We start from the raw sequence: 20,065 nt of genomic DNA on the forward strand, positions 1-20,065 counted from the left end.
AGCCGAAATCTTCAACATCGCATCCACCTCTTCGGATCGGATTGAGGCCGGCTGCGTGCTCCTGCCCGAATGCCGGCGCGCCATCATTATACGGGATGGCGCGCCGGCGCCAATACGGGCACTTGTTGCCTTTCATTGCTTTTCGTTGTCTTCTTGGCCGCATGCCGGACGCGGGACGCGAGTCTGCCTCGGAGACGCGAAGAAGGAACCGTCTTGCGGTTCCCCCTGGCGTTTATCTCCTCCCGCCCCGCCCCATTTTCTACCTGCCGCCTTATCTCCAGTCCAGCACGATCCCGAGAAAAAATTCCGATTTGTCCATGATCATCCGCCAGGCTTTTTCTGCCTCGCGGGCAGGCAGCCGATGCGTGATGAGCGGCGTCGTCTGTAGCCAGCCGTCGCGGATGCCTGCGAGCGTCGCGTCCATCCGCGCCTTCTCCCAGCCGGCCGGACAATGCAGCGTAATCTCCTGCGCCCGCAAGTACTGGATATCGATCGTACCCGCCGTGCCGTAAAATCCGGCCGACACGAAATGGCCGTTCCGCTTCATCGCGGGCATCAACTCCCCGAACGTCTCGAGCGAGCCGACGGAGTCGACGACGACGGCGAAGTCGCCGCGTGTCCCGAGCCATTCCGCCAGCGGCCGCTCCCGCAGATTCCAGGTGCGGATGTGCGGCGGCAGCATGGCTAACCTCCGGTTGTGCCGGCCGAGCACGGTCACGTCCGCGCCGCGGTGCGCAAGCGTCTGCGCCGCCCATTGGCCGACCAAGCCGTCTCCGATGACGACTGCGACGTCGCCTTCCGCGACGGCCGGGCGAATGCCGCAATTGTAGCCGACCTGCGTCAGCACGAGCGCGCTGTAGGCGACCGGGTTCGCCCCTTCCGGCAGCTTCCACACTTCGCTTCGGTGCGTGATGGACGGATTCAAGTGACCTCCCGTCTCGAAAAACATCTCGTCCACTTTGCTGATGGACGCGAATACCCGGTCGCCCGGCTTCAAGTCCGTTACCCGCTCCCCCACGCTGCGGACGATGCCGACCTTCTGGTAGCCGGCCACCTGGGGGAACGGCAGCTTGTCGCCCGGCCTGGTGACCGTGTCCCCCAAGATCCGGTCTCCGTACAGAAAGGAAGATTCGGTGCCGTTGCTGATCCACGAATATTCCAGCTCCACGCATACGTCCTCGGGCCCGGGGGCAGGCACCTCCACTTCCATGAAGCGAACCTGCCTCACGTCCGTAAATACGACGGCTTCCGCCTTCATCCCCGGTCACCTCCGGCTGCCGACGGAACAAAGTCCGTTGCGGGATAAGCGAACACTTTGATCGCCTCCTGGCTGCGAAGCAGCGCAATCGTCTCGCGGTAACGGTAAAAGGGGACATGGTGCGTTTGCAGGCATTCCGTGTTCAAGCCTTTATTCACGACCAGATCGAGCAGCAGCGCCTGGTCTTGCTCGCCGAATTTCCGGTAACGGTAAGATTCCAGCCTCGTCCCTTTGAACCATAGATGGTCCCCGTACTTCACTTCGCCTTTCAGCACGCCGAAAATGACCAGATGCGAGTCGACGCGCTCCAGCACCTGCTGCACGGACGCCGCGGCGCCTACGCAGTCGTAGCCCAGATCGAAGCGCTCCTCCCCCAGCTCTTCCGTATGAACCGCGCGGCCGAGTCCGAGGCGGTTCACGAGCGCGATCCGGTCGCGGTTGATGTCCACGGCCGTCACGCGCGACGCTCCGAGCAGGCGGGCGGCTTGCAGCGCCAGCATGCCCGCCGGGCCAAGCCCGGACACGAGCATCGATTTGCCCGTCACGTCACCGAATTGCAGCAAGCCGATCAGCACGCATTTCAGCAGCTCGAACGACACCGCCTGCTTCCAGCCGACCGCATCCGGCAGCTTGATCAGCTCGTCCTCGCGGTAGTTCAAATACTCCGCGTAAGCGCCGTTGGCGGACAGATGATCCAGCGCCGCGACCCGGTCGCCCACCCGCAGCCCTTGGACGCCGGCTCCGACCGCCGTAACCGTCCCGGCCATTTCATGGCCCGGCCATCCGGGCGGCAGCGGATAATCCGGCTTGCGTGAGGCGTCGAACATGTCTTTGCCGCCCATCATGTTCATGTCCCAGCGCGGACAGGTGGAGACGATTTCGATGCGGACCGTCACTTGATCGTCGCGCGGCGCCGGCTGCGGAATATCGACGATTCCGAACGCGTCTTCCCCGGTAATTTGCAAAGCTTTCAAATGGATCGCCATCCTTCGTTCTCAAAATGGGTGTTCGCAATTCCTTTTGAGTGTACAATAGGAATGTGTCATCGTCTTTGCACCTGATCTACCCTTTGTTTCTTTGCAAATGCTGTTTTTTCAGTATCATAGCAACTTTTTTCACCATAGGTATGGAACGGTATTGACATTCGTTTTCCGAAAGGAGCTGCCAGGATGAGAATCCGTCTGTACGGTACCGGCGCCATCTCCGCGGCGGAAGAGTTTCCGGCCGGAGGCGTCCATTTGTCCAATTACGAAATTTTGCATATTACGGGCGGGAAAGTGCGCTTCCGATGGACAGGCAAGATGTGCGAGGCGGAGGCGCCGGCCGTCTTCCTCATTTCCCCTTCCACGCCGCACGAGCTGGAAAGCCTGGTCCCCGAGTCCAAGTTCCGGTTCCTGGAGCTCGCCGACATGGACGAATCTCCGCTGACCGGAGAAGAGATGGACGACTGGAACTTCCGGCAATCGCGCCCGGGCCTGTACGCGAAATCGTTGACGGCCTCCGCCGTGCTGCAATCCCTGGAGTTCGTACACCATCTTTATGCGACGGAAGCCGTGTCCGGCGACCCGAATCTCGAAGAGATTTGCCTGCTGGAAGTCCGGAAAATATACCGGCTGATCGCGCTTATGCTCCATACCGTCCCTTCCCGCAAGCCGGCGGGCGGCCTGACCCGGAAATGGGACGCCCGCGAAGCGGCCGACATGCTCATCGATTACATGGACTGGCGTTACAGAGAAACGATTACGCTCGAGACGATGGCCGATTGGGTCCGCCTGAACCCTTCCTATCTGGTCCGTTCGTTCAAAAAGCACAAAAAAATGACCCCGTTCGAATATTTGCGGGATCTGCGCCTGAAAGCCGCCGTCAGCTACTTGTCCGGAAGCGACCTGCCGATTGGCGCGATCGCGGAAAAAACGGGCTTCAACAGCATCCACTATTTCGGCAGGCTGTTCAAGCGGGTTTACGGACAAAGCCCAGGCGAGTGGCGGAAGCAACTGAAAAAGAAGTAACGGCGCCGAACAAGTAGAAACCGACTTCGTCGTCCTCGTGGACAGAAAAAAAGGAGTAAGTGAGTTGTATGGCGGCCACTAGAAGGAAGTTTACGCCGGAAGAAAAAGCACGAATTGTACTGGAAATTCTGAAGGAGGAAAAGTCGGATACACAGCTCGCTGCAGAGCATGGCATCCATAAGAATGTCCTCAACCGGTGGAAAACGGAAGCAGTTCAGAACCTCTCGCAACTATTCGTCGACGATCGAAAGGGCATCACGAAAATGAAAAACGAATACGAACATACGATCAATGAACTCTACGCCGAGATTGGAAAGCTGACCAGTCAATTGTCGTGGCTCAAAAAAAATCTGGCGGATAGCCTTACTCCCGACGAGCGTATCGATCTGTTGGAATAGGATTGCCCCGAACACCCGATCAGCGTTCAGGCCGACTACGCCCCGTCTGGTCTTCGAACTACCGATTCCATTACGCGCTCGCCTGCGCGTTTGCTGCGGACGAAGATGTTACAGTCGTCCGCAAAGCGCACAAATTTCAGCCCTCTTGCCGTTAATTCCTTGTCCAATTCGTCCAGCAGAATGTTCGCCAAGAGTGGGCTAAGAGGACCGCCTTACGGCGTTCCCTCTAGCGTTTCTTGCCTCGTTCCATCGACCATGACTCTAGCGTTGAGGTAGGCTCGGATTAGCTTCAGAACTCGCTTAATCCTTCGAATTCATGAGCTTGAGTGAGGATACTGAATGATTTCGAGGGAGCGTAATGAACTCTGTCAAATGCCCCGAAGCGTGAACGTGGTGTTATCTGAAGGATACGGCTTCTATGAAACACCAACACTTCTTTTATTTAACTTTTTAAAAGCAGAGTATTCACGATTTGATCTAATAAAATTTAATATCAAATTTGCGCATTCGTTTGGTCTCAAGGTTTCAGTATTTAGTTCAATGTCATACTCACCAAGGCAATAAACTTTATCATACTGTGAGATTGCTAATCCAATCTCTCTATCTCCCCTTAGTTTTTCTCTTCGAATAAGTTCTTCTTTCGAGCAAGTTACTCCTACAAATAGTACAGGATGATCGCTTAATAAACCTAGACATGCATTTAACCGCTCGTCATTATCATTTACTGTATCTACAACTATATTCATCCCCTTTGCCGACATAAATTTAATTGTTGAATAAAATAAAGTAATCATTGAATCAAGAAGTATTTGGGGCGAAACTTGCACAGTGAACCCTTTTTATTCGCCCTCCTCCTGCCGCTTCCGGTATTCTGCGGGAGTCAGGCCGGTTTCTTTTTTGAACACTTTGTAGAAATACTTGGCATTTTCGTAACCGATCATGGTCGCAATCCGATCGATCCGGTATTTGTTGGAGACAAGCAGTTCCTTCGCCCGTTCCATTCGCAACCGCTTCAGGTAGTCCTGGAACGTCTCTCCCGTATTCTCCTTAAATACCATGCTTAGATAGACGGGATGCAGGTAAAATCTCTCCGCCACCTCCTCCAGCCGGATTGGCTGGGCGTAACGCTGGTCGATATAATGCCTGATCTGCCCCATCTGCCCTGCGGCGGTCGACGTTACGGCAATGGCGTTTTCGGCCGCCGACCGCGCCAACCCCGTGAACCGGCGCACCAGCTCGGCGGGGTCTGGGGCTTCGCGAATCGTTTCGTTCCAGCCTAGAATATCCTTATCCGACTCATCCGCCGCCTCGCTGTCCCGATGTCTTTTCTCTGCGATGTCACGCGCAAGAAGAGCGCAATAATGCTTGGCCTGGGCCAGTGTCACTCCGCTTATAGCACGTATGTAGCCGAACAGATCCCCTGTCAAATTTACAGCTCGCTCAACGTGACCCTCCTCGATCTCAAACAACAGATCGTCGCGTCGCGGCCACTTCCAATCCGTCTTCTGCATCGCCGCGTCGTGTGCCTGCAGCACGCCTGCCCACGGGACAAAAGGCCGCTGCTCCAGCAAAGCCGCTGCCTCCCGATATGCGAGGCGAAGCTCCTCTGGCCTGCCGTGCGTTCCGCTCACCGCTCCGACAGCCGAGCCGCCACAGCGCCGGGCTTCCTCGACCGCTTGCCGCAGCTTGCCCCAAGCAAAGCGTGCCGCAGCCGGACGGCTTCCGACGACAAGCAGCGTCACATCCGGCCGGTCGGGATGGGAAAGCCGCAATACGCCCTCTCCTTCCGAACATTCGGAACCTCCTGCGGCGGCCCCATGCATTCCGTGCCCATCGGCGACGGACGACTCCGCGAGTCTCGCAGATATACCGCGGGCGCTGCCTTCGACGTCCTGGTTCGCGCACTCTGAATCGCGCACCGTCACGGAGAGCAAGCCGACGGCGAACGAATCGGACGCGAGCAGTTCCCTTATCGGTCCGGAGCGGTACTGCTCCGCTCGCAGCGGCGCCCGCTCGTCCGCTCCCGATCTGCACAGCCAGGCGGATAGCCGCTCGCTTTCCAACGCCAGCTCCCGCTCCCGGACGGCCCGCCGCCTGTTTTCCTTCTCCAGGCAGAAGGCGATCGCTTTTTCCAGTGAGGCGCGCAGCTCGTTGTTGTCAAAAGGCTTCAGCATATAGTCGATGACGTTCGTCGCGATCGCCTCTCGCGTATATTCGAAATCCGAAAAGCCGCTGATGACGATCAGCCCCGTCTCGGGTTGCCGCTCCGCCAACACCCGGAGGAGGGAGACGCCGTCCATCGTGGGCATCCGCATATCGGTCAGCACGATATCGGGATTTTCCCGCAGCGCGAGCGCAAGACCTTCCTCGCCGTCGCAAGCCTCGCCCACCCAAGCGAGGGGCAGATCGAGAGAGGCGATTTTTTTGACGATAGCTTTGCGAATAAGCGTCTCGTCGTCGATCACGATGTATCTGTACATATGTCCCTTCCACCCTTTCCAAAAGCGGACGCCCGTCTATTATCAGAGCCCGCCGTCGGCTCTTTTTCTAAAGATCTGGCCGTATCGGCCTATGCTTGTCCTGTCCCCTTCGCGGAGGCGGCCGGAAGGCGAATCCGGATCGTCGCTCCTTCGCCCTTTCCCGCGCTGAACGCCTCAATCCCGTACGGCTTGCCGTAAAACAGCGTAATACGGGCATGGACGTTGTATATGCCGATGGACCGACTGTCGCCCCCCTCCGCTCCAAGCTGTTCAAAAGCAGGCGGGCTGTCCAGCATCTCCCGCAGCCGGGCGAGCTTGGCTCCGTCTATTCCGAGGCCGTCGTCGGCTACCTCGATCCATACGCCGCGTTCATCCTCGCCGGCCGAGATCCGGACGGAGCCCTTGCCTTTTTTGGCTTCGAGGCCATGGAATACCGCATTCTCCACGAGAGGCTGCAGAAGCAGCTTGAGCATCGTCGCGTTCTCCAGCCCGGGAGGAATACCTAACTCCCAGCCAACTTTGTCCCCGTAGCGGTAAGACTGGATGCGTATGTAATTGCGGACATGCTCAAGTTCCTCGCGCAGCGTCACCTCGTCGCGGTTCAGCTTGATACTGTAACGAAACATGTCGCCGAGCGCCTTGGACATTTCAGCGATGCTGTCGACATCCTCCAGCACCGCAATGCTGTTGATCGTAGCTAGCGTGTTAAATAGAAAATGAGAGTTGATCTGCGCTTCAAGCGCCTTCATCTTGGCGGACATGGCGATAAACTGGCTATGATAGCGCTCGCGGATAAGCGTGTCGATCTGGGTCAGCATGTTGGCATATTGTCCGTACAAAATACCGATTTCGTCCGTGCGGGACTTGTAGCGCTGCAGGCTGGCCTGCGGATGCAAGCCTTTGTCGTAGTTTTTCATCAGCACGGCGATCCGGCTGACCGGCTTGGAGAACGCGTTGGCGATCCAGAGCGACAGCGCGACGGCGACGACGGCCCAGCAGGCGCCGAAACCGATCGCGAAGGTCTGCGTCGATCGGACCTGCTTGGTCACGGACGCTAGCGATACGGAGATGACCATGCGCCAGTCATATGTGGAAAAGGTATCGTACACATACAGTTCGTCGCCTCGCTTGTCGACGCGGCTGCCGCTCGCCTCTTCGGGAACAAACGGTTCGGCATCCTTAATCCCGCTGCCATAAAGCTTGCCGCCGGTCCTGCTCAGCACGGTAATTCGCTGATCGGCCAGCACTCCGTTTTTCAGCTCGTCGAACAGGTTCGCGCCGCAGTTCATAAGGAGCACGCCGATCCGCTGCTTGGTCTTCGGATCGTAGAGCGCCCGCGAGAAGGTGATTGACATTCTGTCCGGCAGCAAAAAATCGTGATGTGCCAATTCGTCGACATACATGCCGCCCTGACGCTCCAGCGTGCGCTTGTACCATTCCGATTCGAACGGCGCATAGCCGAGCTGAAGCTCCGAGCCTTTGGTGCTGGAAAACACGGTGCCGTCCTCCGCGAAGAGATACAGTCCCTCGATATAATCGTGGCTGAGCAGCAGACTCTCCGTAGCCGAGCGGAAGTCTCGTTCGTTGCGCAGCCTGTCGTAATCGCTCTCCGAGCCGGACGGGACATAACGCTTGAGAAACGACAAGGACGCATCCGCTCCCGCCATCTGCTGGTAGGCGATATATTCGGACACGCGGCCGATCTCCTCCAACTGGTTGGACATGCGGATCATGGATCGCTCCAGCACGTTGGCCGACACCTCCTGGACCTGTCGCTCGACCAGCGAAGCGTAGTTTCGGGAGGTGACGACAACGACGACGACGATCGGAATCAGCGAGATAAGCAGCAGTGCGACCAGCAGTCTGTTTTTAAGACCCCAGGCGAATTTCATATAAAGGCTTCTCCGTGAAAGCGTTTTTTCGTATAATTGTAGCATATTTTGAGAGGGTGGATGCGATTGTTGTCGATATATCGTTCCCTTCCGCTCCTCGCGTTGCTGCTGCTCCTGACGACAGGCTGCGACAGCGAGAAAACGGCGGAACCCGATAGCGGCGGCCAGGTAACCGTGCGTTATATGCACATGGGCGTGGCGGCGGATGACGGGGATAATAATCCGTACGTCACGCGGCAATTCCCCGATGCTGTCGCGGAGCATTTTCCCGACATTGCGCTGAAGTCCGAGATGCTTCCCGAGGACCCATATACGAAAACGCTGCTCGTCCAGTTGTCATCCGGCGAAGGGCCGGATTTTTTCGAATGGTGGCCAATGCGCCAGCTGGAGGAGCTTGTGGCGGCGGGGTATTTGCAGGATTTGACGGGCATGGACATTCTAAACAGGTTTACGCCCGACGCGCTGGAGGGCTATACGATCAACGGCAAGGTGTACGGGATGCCGAAGGGTCTCAGCATTATGGCAACCTGGTACAATAAGGAACTGTTCGAGCAGCACGATATCGACGCTTTCCCGTCGGACTGGCCCTCCTTCCTTGCCGCGTGCGAGAAGCTGAAGCAGGCGGGCGTCACGCCGATCGTCATGCCTGACGAGGACCGCTGGTTCATCCAGTTCGGCCTGTACCAACTCGCCGCGTCCATCGTCTACGCCGCGGACCCCGACTTCGACAAGAAGCTCTTGGCGGGCGAGCGCGCTTTCGCGAATTCCCCCTGGCGCGAGGTGTTGTTGATGTACAAATCGCTGTACGACAGAGGCTATATCGCACCCGGCTCCCTCGACATCGGCGCGGAGAAGGCGGCAGCGCTGTTCAACGACGGAAAAGCTGCAATGATGTTCAACGGCAACTGGGATTACGCCCGGTTGACGGCGAATCCCGCAAGCCGGGGCGCTGGTAGCGCGGGTGGCCTGAAATCGAACGGCGGCGCGAACGATTTTCAACGCGGCTTTATGCCCCTGCCGGGCAACGAGCCCGGCCAGCCGCTGCTCCTGTCCATCGGCCCGGCCGGCGGAACGGTCATCAACGCCAATACGCGGCATCTGTCCGAAGTGCTCGACATTCTGGCTTATCAGTTCGATCCGGATTCTCCGCTGTACGGGCTGTACAAGCAGAACTACGACGTATTCCCGATGTACAAGGGCGAGGATCTCGGCATCCCCGAATTCCAGGACTACACGGCGCTGTCAAAAACGCATGACTCCGTCTACTTCAGCAACCAGGCCTGGCCGGTCGGCGTGGCGGACGCCCTGTGTCGCGGCTTCCAGGACTGGATCGCCGGCCACGGGACGGTCGACGACATCCTAGCGGCGATGGACGAGCGATTGGAGGCGCTGCGAGACTAGCTGCATTTCCAGTCTTCTCGGCCTGCGAAGCCTGAAATAGCGGGCTCCGATCCCGTCAGCTTCAGCGCCTAAGCCGCAAGCCCATCTTAAGCAAGTAGACCGAAACGCCTTAAAATAGTAGACCGCCGACCTCCTATAATGATGGCTGTGAGCATGAAAGTGCTTACAGCCATCTTTTTTGGCATTAAAGAGAGGAGGGTTCAAGTTGGGCTATACCTTACGCAAGGCTGCGGGCCGGAAAACCGCCGCATGGCTGCTCGGCGCGGCGCTTGTCGCACAAGGCGGCACCGCCGTCTCGCCGGGCACGGCCGAAGCCGGAGCGGCCGCCGCTCAGGCGAAGCTCGTGCGGGTGACGCCGGATCTGACGAACGAGGTACTGCATAACCCCGGCATGGGCTGGGTGCTGATCGACAACGCGATCCCCGGCCATCTGGACGCAGGGCGCACGGGGGCCTATCCCGAGGTCGATAACGTCGCGGTTCTGACCCACTGGGGAGAGCTGGAGCCGACGGAGGGACAGTTCGAATGGTCGCTGCTCGACGAAGCGATCGACTATTGGTCGAACTTGGGCAAACGGATCCATTTCCGAATTTCCACGGATGCGATGATGATCTCGGGCTACGGCTACGCAAAAAGCGTGCCGGAATGGCTGTTCCAGCAATACGGCGTGCCTTACCAGGAGCGATTCGACCAGGGGTACACCTTTAAGCTGCCGGACTACACGCATCCTGTCTTTATGGAAAAGCTGGAAACCTTCCTGGAAGCATTCGCAGACCGGTACCGGAACGATCCACGGCTGGACATCGTCGACCTGCGGGGCTACGGCACATGGGGAGAATGGCATAGCGGCCACGACTTCGACAGCTATTCTGAGCGGACTGCGACACTGCGGACAATTATCGACAAGTGGTATGACGCATGGAACGGCGATAAAATACTCGCCCTCTCCAACTCCTACGAATGGCGCAGCGAGATGGAACCGTCGGTAAGCAATCCCGCCTCCTACGAGGACTATATGAGCTGGTCCGCGTTCGACTACGCGCTGACGAAGCCGAATCTGACGTTCCGCAGGGACGGCGCCGCCGGTGCGCTGCGAGAATACGACAGGCAGCTGCTAGAATCGTTTTTCCGCAGCAACCGTAGCTTGCCTATAATCGCGGAATTTTTCGGCGGATACGGCTACTACGTGGGCAACGGCTCCGGCTATTCCCCGGAGGCGGCGCTTGAGGAAGCGCTGCAGCTTCATCCCAACTACATCACGATTATGGGGCATGACGGCGATTTTGGCGCAGCCGCCTTCTACGCGGAGCGCCCCGATCTGATCGACGAGGGCAACAAAAGAATGGGCTACCGGCTCGTACTTAACCGCGCGGAATTCCCTTCCGCCGTCCAGGCTGGCAGTACGTTCGAGCTCAGGCAGCTCTGGTCCAATCTCGGCGTCGGCCGCAGCTACGCCAATTACCCGCTCAAGCTGTACCTTACGGATAGCGGCGGCAATACGGTATGGAGCGCGAAGGACGAGAGCTTCGATATAACAGGCTTCGTTGCGGGCGAGGTGTACGAAACCTTCTCCAGCTTCGAACTGCCGGCGTCGATTGCACCTGGAGAATACGACATCCGGATCGCGCTTGCAGACGAACAAGGCAATCCCGCCATCAAGCTCGGTATTGTGGGACGCGACGACGAGAACAGGTATACGCTTGGCAAGCTGAAGGTGGCAAGCGGCGCGGTAACCGCCCCGCAGGACCTATCCGTCCGCGAATCCTTCGAAAGCGGCTCGTTTGGCTCTTCGCTTTTCACAGGCGGCTTTCAGGGCCTCGGCGTTGTAACGAACCAGCCGGAGCAGGTGGCAAGCGGCAGCTATTCCGCCTATGGCAGCGCGCCGGCGACACAGGACTGGACCGAATTTCTGTACAGCGACACTTCCAAAATCGCGCTGGAGCCCGACACGACCTACACGGTCTCCTTCCGGTACAAGGCGACGGCGGCGCCGGGGCCGGGCGGCTTCTATTATTTCCTTGCCCGCACGGGCAGCGGCGGCTTCGCGCATGACAAAGGTTTTACGACCTGGCGCGACGACTCCGGGCAGACACGGACCAAGACGGTCACCTTTACGACCGACGGCGGTCTCCAGGACTATTATCTCATCTGGGGACTCCGCTCGGGCGGGGCGCTCGCCGTTGATGACATCGCCATCACAAAGCAGCCGGACGCGGCCTACGATTCGTTCGAGACCGGCGGACTCGCCGCCTCCCGCTACCAACTCGGCACGGGCCAGACTGCGGGAAGCCTGAGCGGCTCCGCAGGGCTGCATGGGAGCTGGGCGATCTCCTCGATATCGGATGAACGCAGCTTCCTGTACAGCCGCGACAACGCCCTCCGGCTCAAGAATAATTCTACCTACTTGGTTACCTTCAGTTGGAGGCCGCTTGCGACGCCGGGCGGCGGAGGTTCCTTCCGCTTTGCGGCACATTCCAAAAAATCGGGCTCCGCATCCGCCTTCGGCGTTGCCGGCCAGGAGAGCGAGTCCCGCAGCCTGATCGTCCGCACGGACGGCGCTAAGGATTACCAGCTTGTCTGGGGTCTCAAAGGCGGCGAGATGGCCGTCGACGACATCAGCGTCATGAAGTTGTGATGGCGGCAAGCCTGCGGCGCGATCCACGTCAGCCTTGTCTGCAAGCATTCAGCCGCACGACACCGTCAACTCACCCACCTATCCACTTGGAGGCGAATATATAAATGATAATTAATCGTACGCGCAGCATGGCCGGTCTCTTGGCCGCCAGCGCACTCATCCTGTCCAGCGCCTGCTCCGCCAACAACGGCGAGAACGGCGCCAGCAGCTCCGCGTCCCCCTCAGGGAGCGGCGCGCCGGTACAATCCTCCGCGCCCGCGGCCGACACGAATCCGCTCGGCAAATACGATCCGCCCATCGAAGTATCAGTTGTCGGCACAACGGGCACGAACGTCCTGTTCGCCGAAGGCGAAAACATCGATGACAACATAATGACGCAGAAATATAAGGAAATTCTCGGCATCCAGTTCAAAAACAAATGGGTGTCCGACGCCTCGCAATCGGTGGAGAAACTGAATCTGGCCATCAACACCAACAACCTTCCCGACATATCCAAGGTTGACCTGAACCAGCTCAGCCGCATGATCAATCAGGACCAACTGGCGGATCTGACCGAAGCTTATGAAACGTACGCCTCCCCGCTTCTGCGCAAGGCGCTGGAATACGGCGGCGGCGCCGGCTTCGCTCCAGCCAAGAAGGACGGTAAAATATACGGCATGCCGGTGCCAAACGACTATTACGAAAATGTCGCGATTATGTATATCCGCAAAGACTGGCTAGATAAGCTGGGCCTGCAGCCGCCGAAGACGATCGACGAGCTGTACGAGGTGGCCACCGCCTTCGCAGAGCGCGATCCCGACGGCAACGGCAAGGCGGATACCTACGGCATCGGGCTCGACAACGCGCTTGGGATGGCGTTCGACGGCGTCGCTTCTGCCTACAAAGCATACCGTGCGACCTGGGTCAAGGATGCCGACGGCCGGCTCGTCTACGGCAGCGTTCAGCCGCAGATGAAGGACGCGCTTGCCAAGCTTCGCGAGCTGTATGCGTCCAAAGCGATTGATCAGGAGTTCGGCGCCAAGGATTGGGGCAAAACAGCGGACGACATCGGCGCGGGCAAGGGCGGCATCTACTTCGGCGCATTCTGGCAGCCGCTCTATCCGCTGCAGACGACCATGACGCACACGCCGGACTCCGACTGGAACGCCTATCCGATTCCGGCGGCGGCGGACGGAAGCCTGGTGCCGAAGCGTCCGAACAACGTGTTCAGCTGGATGGTCGCAAGCAAAAGCATGAAGCATCCGGAGGCGCTCATCAAGTCGATGAACCTGTGGGCGGAGATGTGGATCGAGGGCGGACAGTACAATGACTTGTTCTACAAGGAAATTCAGGGCAGCGAAAAATACGCGGGCAAGGAGGTCCACCAGTATGCCAAGCCTTACTTTTTCGACGATCCCGGCAAAAATATGGTCATCGGCAAGCAGTTCAAGGAAGCCGTAGCCAAGGACGACGGCTCGCTCGTTACGCATCCCGACGGCATTTGGAAATGGAATGCCTACAAAAACAAGGAGTCGAACGGATGGGCGTACTACAAATATTTGCTCGAATCCGAGGGCGTGCTGGCCCAATACGGCGAGAGCTTCGTCCATGAGTCGTTCCTCGGCGCGCCTACCGAGACGATGGTCAAACGCCAGGCCAACCTGAACAAGCTCGAGGTTGAGACGTTCACCAAAATCATTATGGGCAAAGCAGATCTCGCCGCGTTCGACAAATTCGTAAGCGACTGGAAGTCACTCGGCGGCGACGACATTACGAAGGAAGTCAACGCCTGGGCGGCAGAACAATAACCCCTCTGCCCCGGCTCAAGGCTAGGCGCAGCCCGGCTTGAACTTGAAGCCGGCATCAATCGGGTGGGCAGGAGAGCCGTTCGCATGGACGGCTTGCTCCCCTCCCTTCTACCATCAAGCAATTGCGGAGGGACAGCCATGAAAATTACCAAAAGGGATGTCGCTTTTTTCCACCTGCTGCTCGCTCCCGGCGTACTCTTGCTTCTGCTGTTCGCGTACCTGCCCATGTTCGGCATCGTGATTGCCTTTCAAAATTTTAATCCGTCGAAAGGCTTCATCCATTCGGAATGGGTCGGTCTGGAGCATATCCGCTTCCTGTTCGAGCTTCCCGATACGATGGTAACGATTCGCAACACGGTCGAAATCTCGCTGATGAAAATCGTCGCGGGGCTCGTCGTACCGGTCGTGTTCGCGCTGTTTCTGAACGAGGCGCGTCTTATGTGGTTCAAGCGGACAGTGCAAAGTCTCGTCTACCTGCCCCACTTTTTGTCCTGGGTCATTCTGGGGGGCATTCTGGTGGATGTTCTGTCCATCAACGGCGGCGCATTCAACCAGGCGCTGGGGGCTGTGGGCATTCCGCCGATCTTCTTCTTCGGCGACGAGACCTGGTTTCGCGTCATGATCATCGTATCCGATGTTTGGAAGGAGTTCGGATTCTCCACCATCGTCTACCTGGCCGCGCTGACCGGCATCAATCCCGCGCTGTACGAGGCCGCGGCGATCGACGGCGCCACCCGCTGGCAGCGGACGCTGTACATTACCATTCCCGGCATTTTACCCGTCATCGTGCTGATGTCGACGCTCAGCCTCGGCAACGTGCTGAACGCCGGCTTCGACCAGATTTTTAATCTGTACAACCCGATGGTCATCAGCTCTACGGATATTATCGACACCTATATTTACCGGATGGGCCTGATCCAGGCGCAGTACGGCCTGTCGACCGCGATCGGCCTCATCAAGTCGGTCATCGGCTTCGTCCTGATCGTACTGTCCTACAGGCTCGCCAGCCGCTACGCGAATTATCGCATTTTCTAACCTTCTTAAGACGATCGGGGGTATTTCGATGCACGGACGGCTGAACAGAATGCAGCCCTTCGATATATTCAACTATGCAGGCCTGGCGATCATCTCGCTGTTGTGCCTTCTCCCCATCTGGCATATCGCCATGGTGTCGCTGAGCGGCGAAGGACCCGCCTCCAAGTTCGCGGTCGGCCTGTGGCCGGTCGAATTTACGGCGGACGCCTACGGGACGATCCTCCGGATGGGCAAGTTCTGGAGCGCGTTCGGTATGTCCACGCTGCGCGTGGCGGCGGGGGGTCTGCTGAATTTAATCCTGACGATCATGATGGCGTATCCGCTGTCGAAGGAGAGCGCCTACTTCCGGGGGCGTAACGTCTATATCTGGTTTCTCGTCTTTACGATGCTTTTCAGCGGCGGACTGATCCCGATGTACATGATGATCAACGAGCTGAACCTCATCAACACCATATGGGCGCTGGTGCTGCCCGGAGCCGTGCCCGTTTTCAACGTCATACTGATGGTTAACTTTATGCGCCAGCTCCCCAAAGAGCTGGAGGAAGCCGCGCTGGTCGACGGAGCTTCCCAGCTCCGGATTATGACGAGTATCTTCGTCCCGTTGTCGATGCCAGTGATCGCGACCGTCACGCTGTTCAGCGTCGTCGGCCATTGGAACGCCTGGTTCGACGGATTGATCTACATGAACGATACCTCCAAATATCCTTTGCAAACGTATTTGCACGTCGTGCTGGCTTCGCGCAACCTGATTAACGCGGATCAGCAGACAGTGATGGCGTCGCTCACGAACCGGACGTCGATATCGGCCCAAATTATTCTGGCTTCGCTGCCGATTCTTGTCGTTTATCCGTTCCTGCAGCGTTATTTTATTCACGGCATCGTGATGGGCTCGGTCAAAGAATAGGCTCCTACGCAGGTAGGAGCGTGACAGGAGAGAAACAAATGAAAGCCATTTGCGTCATCGGAAGCTTAAACATCGATATGGTAGCGGCGGTAGAGCGGTTCCCGCTTCCCGGCGAGACGTTGACGTCCGTCGGGTACTCGACCTATTTCGGCGGAAAAGGAGGCAACCAGGCTGTCGCGCTCGGCAGACTGGGCGCCAACGTTCGGATGGTCGGCAAGGTCGGCAGCGACATTCACGGCAGCGACTACATCCGCCACCTACGAATGAACGGCGTAGACACAAGCGGCATTCGCGCCGTGAAGAGCGCTACGACGGGCGTGGCGATGATTCTGGTCGACCCGCAGGGAGAGAACCAGATTATTATTTCTCCGGGAGCGAACGGGCTTCTAGCGCCTTCGGACATTGACGAGAATTGGGAACATCTGATGGAGGCGGACATTTTCATGTTTCAGCTGGAGGTGCCGATCGGCACGGTCGCCTACGCCATGAAACAACTCAAGGGAGCGGGCAAGACGGTTATCCTGGATCCCGCGCCGGCCTCCCAGCTGCCCGACGCCATCTTTAAACATATCGATTATATGACGCCTAACGAAACGGAGATCAAATATTACGCGGGCCGGCACCAGCAGTATGTGCTGCAGCTGAAGGAAGCGGCGAACATCCTTCTTCGCAAGGGCGTGAATACCGTGGTGGCGAAAGCCGGCGCGGAAGGCGCGTATCTGATTAGGGACATCGACCTGCAGCATATCGCCGCTTATCCGTCGAAGCCCGTCGATACGACCGGCGCCGGCGATAGCTTCAATGCGGGTTTCGCCTTTGCGCTGGCTACGGGGAGTAGCCCCGAGGAGGCCGTCGGCATCGGCAACGCCGTTGGCGCGCTCGCGATCCGTCAGGTCGGGGCCCAGTCCAGCATGCCGACCAAAAGCGAGCTTGACACGTTCCTTCGGCAGCAGGAAGCGTATCGGCGCGGCAGCTCTTCTATTCAGGGAGGTGCGTAATGCGAGACAACGACGCTATGAAGGCTGAGCGAACGGTGCAGACCATGCGAACGGAAAGCTTCTACGAGCCTGGCGACGGGCCTGTCCCCGTCATTCTGGATACCGACATCGGCCCGGATTGCGACGATGCCGGCGCCGTGGCCGTCCTTCACGCCTTGCAGTCGGAGGGGCGGCTGCGCGCCATTGGCATGATGAACTGCACCTCCAGTCCGTGGGGTGCCGGCTGCCTGGACGCTATCAACGCCTACTACGGACGGGGCGACATCCCGGTCGGGACACTTGAGGCGCGAGGCTTTCTAGTTGGCGATCTTTTCGAAAAGTACAACCGCATGATAGCGACCACCTGCGTCAACCGCTACACGGACGGGCGATCCGCGCCGGATGCCTCGCGGCTTTATCGCAAGCTGCTCGCTGACGCTGGCGACGGCAGCATCGTAATTATCGCAATCGGCCCGCTCATCAATCTGATGCGGCTCCTGCTTACCGGCGCGGACGATATCTCACCCCTCTCCGGAACCGAGCTCGCCGCCTGCAAGGTTCGGCATCTCGTCGTTATGGGTGGCTTATTCCCTGAGGGCAAGGAGTGGAACTTCGAGATGCACCCCGAATCTGCCGCCATCGTATGCGGCCAATGGCCGACGCCGATTACGTTTACGGGCTATGAGATTGGGGCTGCCATTCCGACCGGCAAGCGGTTGTTAGCGGAAGCGCCGGAGGATCATCCCGTGCGCCGCAGCTATACCGCCTATCTTGGCGACGAGCCCGCACGGCCGAGCTGGGACCTGACGGCAGTGCTGTATGCGGCCCACGGGGCGGCCCCGTATTGGGACATCGTGCGCGGCCGAATTACGGTCGACCCCGCAAGCGGCGCCAACGACTGGAACGCCGATCCTCTCGGGCCGCACGCCTATCTCTCGGCGAAGCTGCCCCCCGAGGCTATTGCCGACTTGCTCGACGAGCTGCTAACCCGTGGCCACAAGACTAAGAAAACCTTATGGACTTGATGAGTAACTCGTAGAACATGCGGTCTTGGAATGACGACGTAACATTCGTTCTCGATTATTTGGAATTTGCTCAACTTCCCGCATATCGGTATTGCGTCGTGTTATAATCGGATCTGCAAACTGACGTGGAAACCAACCGGTAATCCTATGAAGGCGGAGAAACGCGATGAACCATGATGAACTTTCTTCCATGCAACCTTCAGAAACGATCGAAAAGCAACCGGACTATTATTTCCTGCCGTATATTACGCTTGCCCACATGTTTCATGCGCCCAAGGGCTGGTCGATTCGCAACCGCGAGATGTCGCAGTTCGTCCTGCAGTACGTGGTAGACGGCTTCGCTTATTACCCGGTCGGCGATTTTCATTATGAGACGCGACGCGGAGACTTGCTGTTTCATCGTCCGCAAGAGCGCCACTCCATCCTTACCGTCGAAGATCAGCCGTACGTATGCATTTCGATCGTGTTCCATTTCGGCACACAGCCGTTTCCTTACGACGACCTGTTTCGGAATCGGCATCTGCTCGGGAACTTCGCCGATCATCCCGTCGATGACATGCTGTCGCAGCTCGTTGCACACTATCGCCAGCCGGGGCTGCCGCATCAAATCCGCTGCCAGGGCCTCCTGTTGCAAATTTTCGCGGAAGCCGCCCAATGGGGAGAAACGTATGCCGCCAGAACGAGGAGCGACAAGCCGCACATTCCCAAGCTGGTCCTGATCAAGAACTATCTGCATGATCACTATTACGAGGAAGTCCGGATGAAGGAGCTCGAACACGTATCCGGTCTCAGCAAAAACTACATTCTGGCCTTGTTCCGCAAACACGTCGGCATGTCGCCGATGCAGTATTTGACCTGGCTGCGCGTCAACAAAGCGAAGGAGCTGGCCGTTCAGAGCAATCTGTCGGTCAGCGAAATCGCCGAGCGGGTTGGATATGCGGACGTGCACACGTTCGGGCGCATGTTCAAGAAAAAAACCGGGCTCAGTTTATCCCGGTTTTGCTCGAATATGATTTATTCCTGATGGGCCGCCGTTTGGCGCCAATATTGCTCATGCGGGTATCGGAACGTCCGCGGCGGCTGCGGCTCGGCGATGGCAAAAGCGCCGGCCGGCCGGTATTTGAACGGCTTCTCGCCGGACGCGTAGGAAGCTCGCTTTCGGCGCTCGATGCAATCGAACAGCATGTGCTGCTTCAAAGCAAGATACTCCAGCGTATGCGGACCGAACTCGGCCTCGATCTCCCCGGGCCGAAACTCGTAATACACCGTGCGGCGCAGCGAGTTGCCGTCGCCTTCGGGAGACCCGTGAAGCAGTTGGATATTGTGGAAAATGACATCGCCCGCATTCATCGGCACCGGCACCGCATCGGCGAATTCGAAGCCGGGCAGCGAGCATCGCTCTTCCGACTTGGCGGCGTCCCAACGGTTGCTGCCCGGAATGACCCACAGGCACGACTTCTCATCCGCCGGGTCGAGATAGAAGTCGACATTGAAGATGGGCCGGGGATCCGCGCACCCCGCCGGGACGGCCGCATCCCTGTGCCACGGAACGCTTGCGGCGTTGTTCGGGACCTTGACGACCAAGGAGTCCCAGTTCGGAATGAAATTGCGTCCCTGAAGCTTCTCCACCGACCGCAGGATGAACGGATGCCCAAGCAGCGCTTTACCCGCCTCCGCTTTGCTGATGACATATTCAGTCCGCCAATAGATGCGATCGCCGTTTTTCCTGTTCCGGTACATGAAATCCTTGTCGCCGGATCCCCCTGCAAGGCCTCGCTCGACAAGCCTCATCGTTTGCTCCTGCAGCAGCCGAAGCTCTTCCCCCTCGACGACGTTGCGAATGACAAGAAACCCGTTTTCGATAAAAAATTGCGCCTGCTCGTCCGTTATGACATCCTGCAACTGCGCGTTGACTTCCGGAATCCGACTATGCGATACGTTCAATTCTCATAACCTCCTTTATCATGGATACAGCATTACTGTAACGAATTCCGGCGCAAAAAGATTTAGCCGAGATAGACAAAGGAGTTGCCGAAAGCACACTCGCGATTAACCCATTCATTCCTCCGACGCATGGGAGGAATCCTGTGTTTGCCAAGTCCCTGAGCTCTTGTGTTTGGGTCCGTAACAAGGTAGCAGCTACCGTACCGTACAGCATTGGTTTGATTATGTGATCATCGGGATTCGGACCTTATGGTTCCTGCTGGGGGTTCATTACCTCCTGATCCGCTCTGGCGGCGATCTAGGCGGCAACTCGGGGCTCG

At 58.1% G+C, this 20,065-nt stretch carries 16 protein-coding genes and 1 pseudogene; 10 read left to right on the top strand and 7 right to left on the bottom strand.

The annotated features are described in order from the left end of the window. Positions 1-271: 271 nt before the first annotated feature. Together H7C19_RS04895 and H7C19_RS04900 are read right to left on the bottom strand one after the other, a co-directional pair. Positions 272-1,258: an alcohol dehydrogenase catalytic domain-containing protein gene (locus H7C19_RS04895; RefSeq protein ID WP_185141465.1), complete on the bottom strand. Its 987-nt coding sequence runs from the start codon at positions 1,256-1,258 to the stop codon at positions 272-274. Further along, positions 1,255-2,232, bottom strand: a complete 978-nt coding sequence (locus tag H7C19_RS04900; RefSeq protein WP_185141466.1) for a zinc-dependent alcohol dehydrogenase — start codon at positions 2,230-2,232, stop codon at positions 1,255-1,257. Before H7C19_RS04900 ends, H7C19_RS04895 begins: the two co-directional genes overlap by 4 nt. 195 nt (positions 2,233-2,427) lie before the next feature. On the opposite strand from H7C19_RS04900, the gene H7C19_RS04905 reads away from it, so the two are divergent. Both H7C19_RS04905 and H7C19_RS04910 read left to right on the top strand, forming a co-directional pair. Continuing rightward, positions 2,428-3,267, top strand: coding sequence for a helix-turn-helix transcriptional regulator (locus H7C19_RS04905; RefSeq protein WP_185141467.1), 840 nt, complete (start codon positions 2,428-2,430; stop codon positions 3,265-3,267). 68 nt (positions 3,268-3,335) lie between these two features. After that, positions 3,336-3,665, top strand: coding sequence for a transposase (locus H7C19_RS04910; protein WP_185141468.1), 330 nt, complete (start codon positions 3,336-3,338; stop codon positions 3,663-3,665). A 41-nt stretch (positions 3,666-3,706) separates the two neighbouring features. Here H7C19_RS04910 and H7C19_RS04915 read toward each other — a convergent pair. The 4 genes and pseudogenes from H7C19_RS04915 to H7C19_RS04930 all read right to left on the bottom strand — a co-directional run. Beyond that, positions 3,707-3,967: pseudogene (locus H7C19_RS04915) on the bottom strand (reverse transcriptase domain-containing protein); the annotation flags it as partial. Between the two features lie 114 nt (positions 3,968-4,081). Then, positions 4,082-4,492: a phosphotransferase-like protein gene (locus tag H7C19_RS04920; RefSeq protein ID WP_313731379.1), complete on the bottom strand. Its 411-nt coding sequence runs from the start codon at positions 4,490-4,492 to the stop codon at positions 4,082-4,084. 12 nt (positions 4,493-4,504) lie between these two features. Beyond that, positions 4,505-6,145: a response regulator transcription factor gene (locus H7C19_RS04925; RefSeq protein ID WP_185141469.1), complete on the bottom strand. Its 1,641-nt coding sequence runs from the start codon at positions 6,143-6,145 to the stop codon at positions 4,505-4,507. An 89-nt stretch (positions 6,146-6,234) separates the two neighbouring features. Next, entirely contained in the window at positions 6,235-8,037 is a 1,803-nt protein-coding gene (locus tag H7C19_RS04930; protein WP_185141470.1) for a cache domain-containing sensor histidine kinase, read from the bottom strand. A gap of 69 nt (positions 8,038-8,106) precedes the next feature. Between H7C19_RS04930 and H7C19_RS04935 the strand changes: the two genes are divergently transcribed. From H7C19_RS04935 to H7C19_RS04970, 8 genes are all read left to right on the top strand, one after another. Continuing rightward, positions 8,107-9,438: an ABC transporter substrate-binding protein gene (locus H7C19_RS04935; protein WP_185141471.1), complete on the top strand. Its 1,332-nt coding sequence runs from the start codon at positions 8,107-8,109 to the stop codon at positions 9,436-9,438. A 205-nt stretch (positions 9,439-9,643) separates the two neighbouring features. Continuing rightward, positions 9,644-12,073, top strand: coding sequence for a DUF4832 domain-containing protein (locus H7C19_RS04940; RefSeq protein WP_185141472.1), 2,430 nt, complete (start codon positions 9,644-9,646; stop codon positions 12,071-12,073). A 104-nt stretch (positions 12,074-12,177) separates the two neighbouring features. Continuing rightward, entirely contained in the window at positions 12,178-13,860 is a 1,683-nt protein-coding gene (locus H7C19_RS04945; RefSeq protein ID WP_185141473.1) for an extracellular solute-binding protein, read from the top strand. 138 nt (positions 13,861-13,998) lie between these two features. Next, a complete protein-coding gene (locus H7C19_RS04950; protein ID WP_185141474.1) occupies positions 13,999-14,895 on the top strand; it encodes an ABC transporter permease in 897 nt (298 codons plus the stop codon). Between the two features lie 28 nt (positions 14,896-14,923). Next, on the top strand, positions 14,924-15,799 hold the full coding sequence (locus tag H7C19_RS04955; protein WP_185141475.1) for a carbohydrate ABC transporter permease: 876 nt from the start codon (positions 14,924-14,926) through the stop codon (positions 15,797-15,799). Positions 15,800-15,837: 38 nt separating this feature from the next. Then, entirely contained in the window at positions 15,838-16,797 is a 960-nt protein-coding gene (gene rbsK / locus H7C19_RS04960) for a ribokinase (protein ID WP_185141476.1), read from the top strand. Continuing rightward, positions 16,797-17,801, top strand: coding sequence for a nucleoside hydrolase (locus tag H7C19_RS04965; protein ID WP_185141477.1), 1,005 nt, complete (start codon positions 16,797-16,799; stop codon positions 17,799-17,801). The genes rbsK and H7C19_RS04965 overlap by 1 nt, the downstream gene beginning before the upstream one ends. Positions 17,802-17,991: 190 nt before the next feature. Further along, positions 17,992-18,825: a helix-turn-helix domain-containing protein gene (locus H7C19_RS04970; protein ID WP_246469307.1), complete on the top strand. Its 834-nt coding sequence runs from the start codon at positions 17,992-17,994 to the stop codon at positions 18,823-18,825. On the opposite strand, the gene H7C19_RS04975 is transcribed toward H7C19_RS04970, so the two are convergent. After that, the gene (locus H7C19_RS04975; RefSeq protein ID WP_185141479.1) at positions 18,816-19,745 is read right to left on the bottom strand and encodes a phytanoyl-CoA dioxygenase family protein; all 930 of its coding nucleotides are present in this window, start codon (positions 19,743-19,745) and stop codon (positions 18,816-18,818) included. The genes H7C19_RS04970 and H7C19_RS04975 overlap by 10 nt on opposite strands. Between the last annotated feature and the right edge of the window lie 320 nt (positions 19,746-20,065).

It is taken from the genome of Cohnella nanjingensis, from assembly GCF_014212125.1.
Taxonomy (GTDB): Bacteria; Bacillota; Bacilli; order Paenibacillales; family Paenibacillaceae; genus Cohnella; species Cohnella nanjingensis.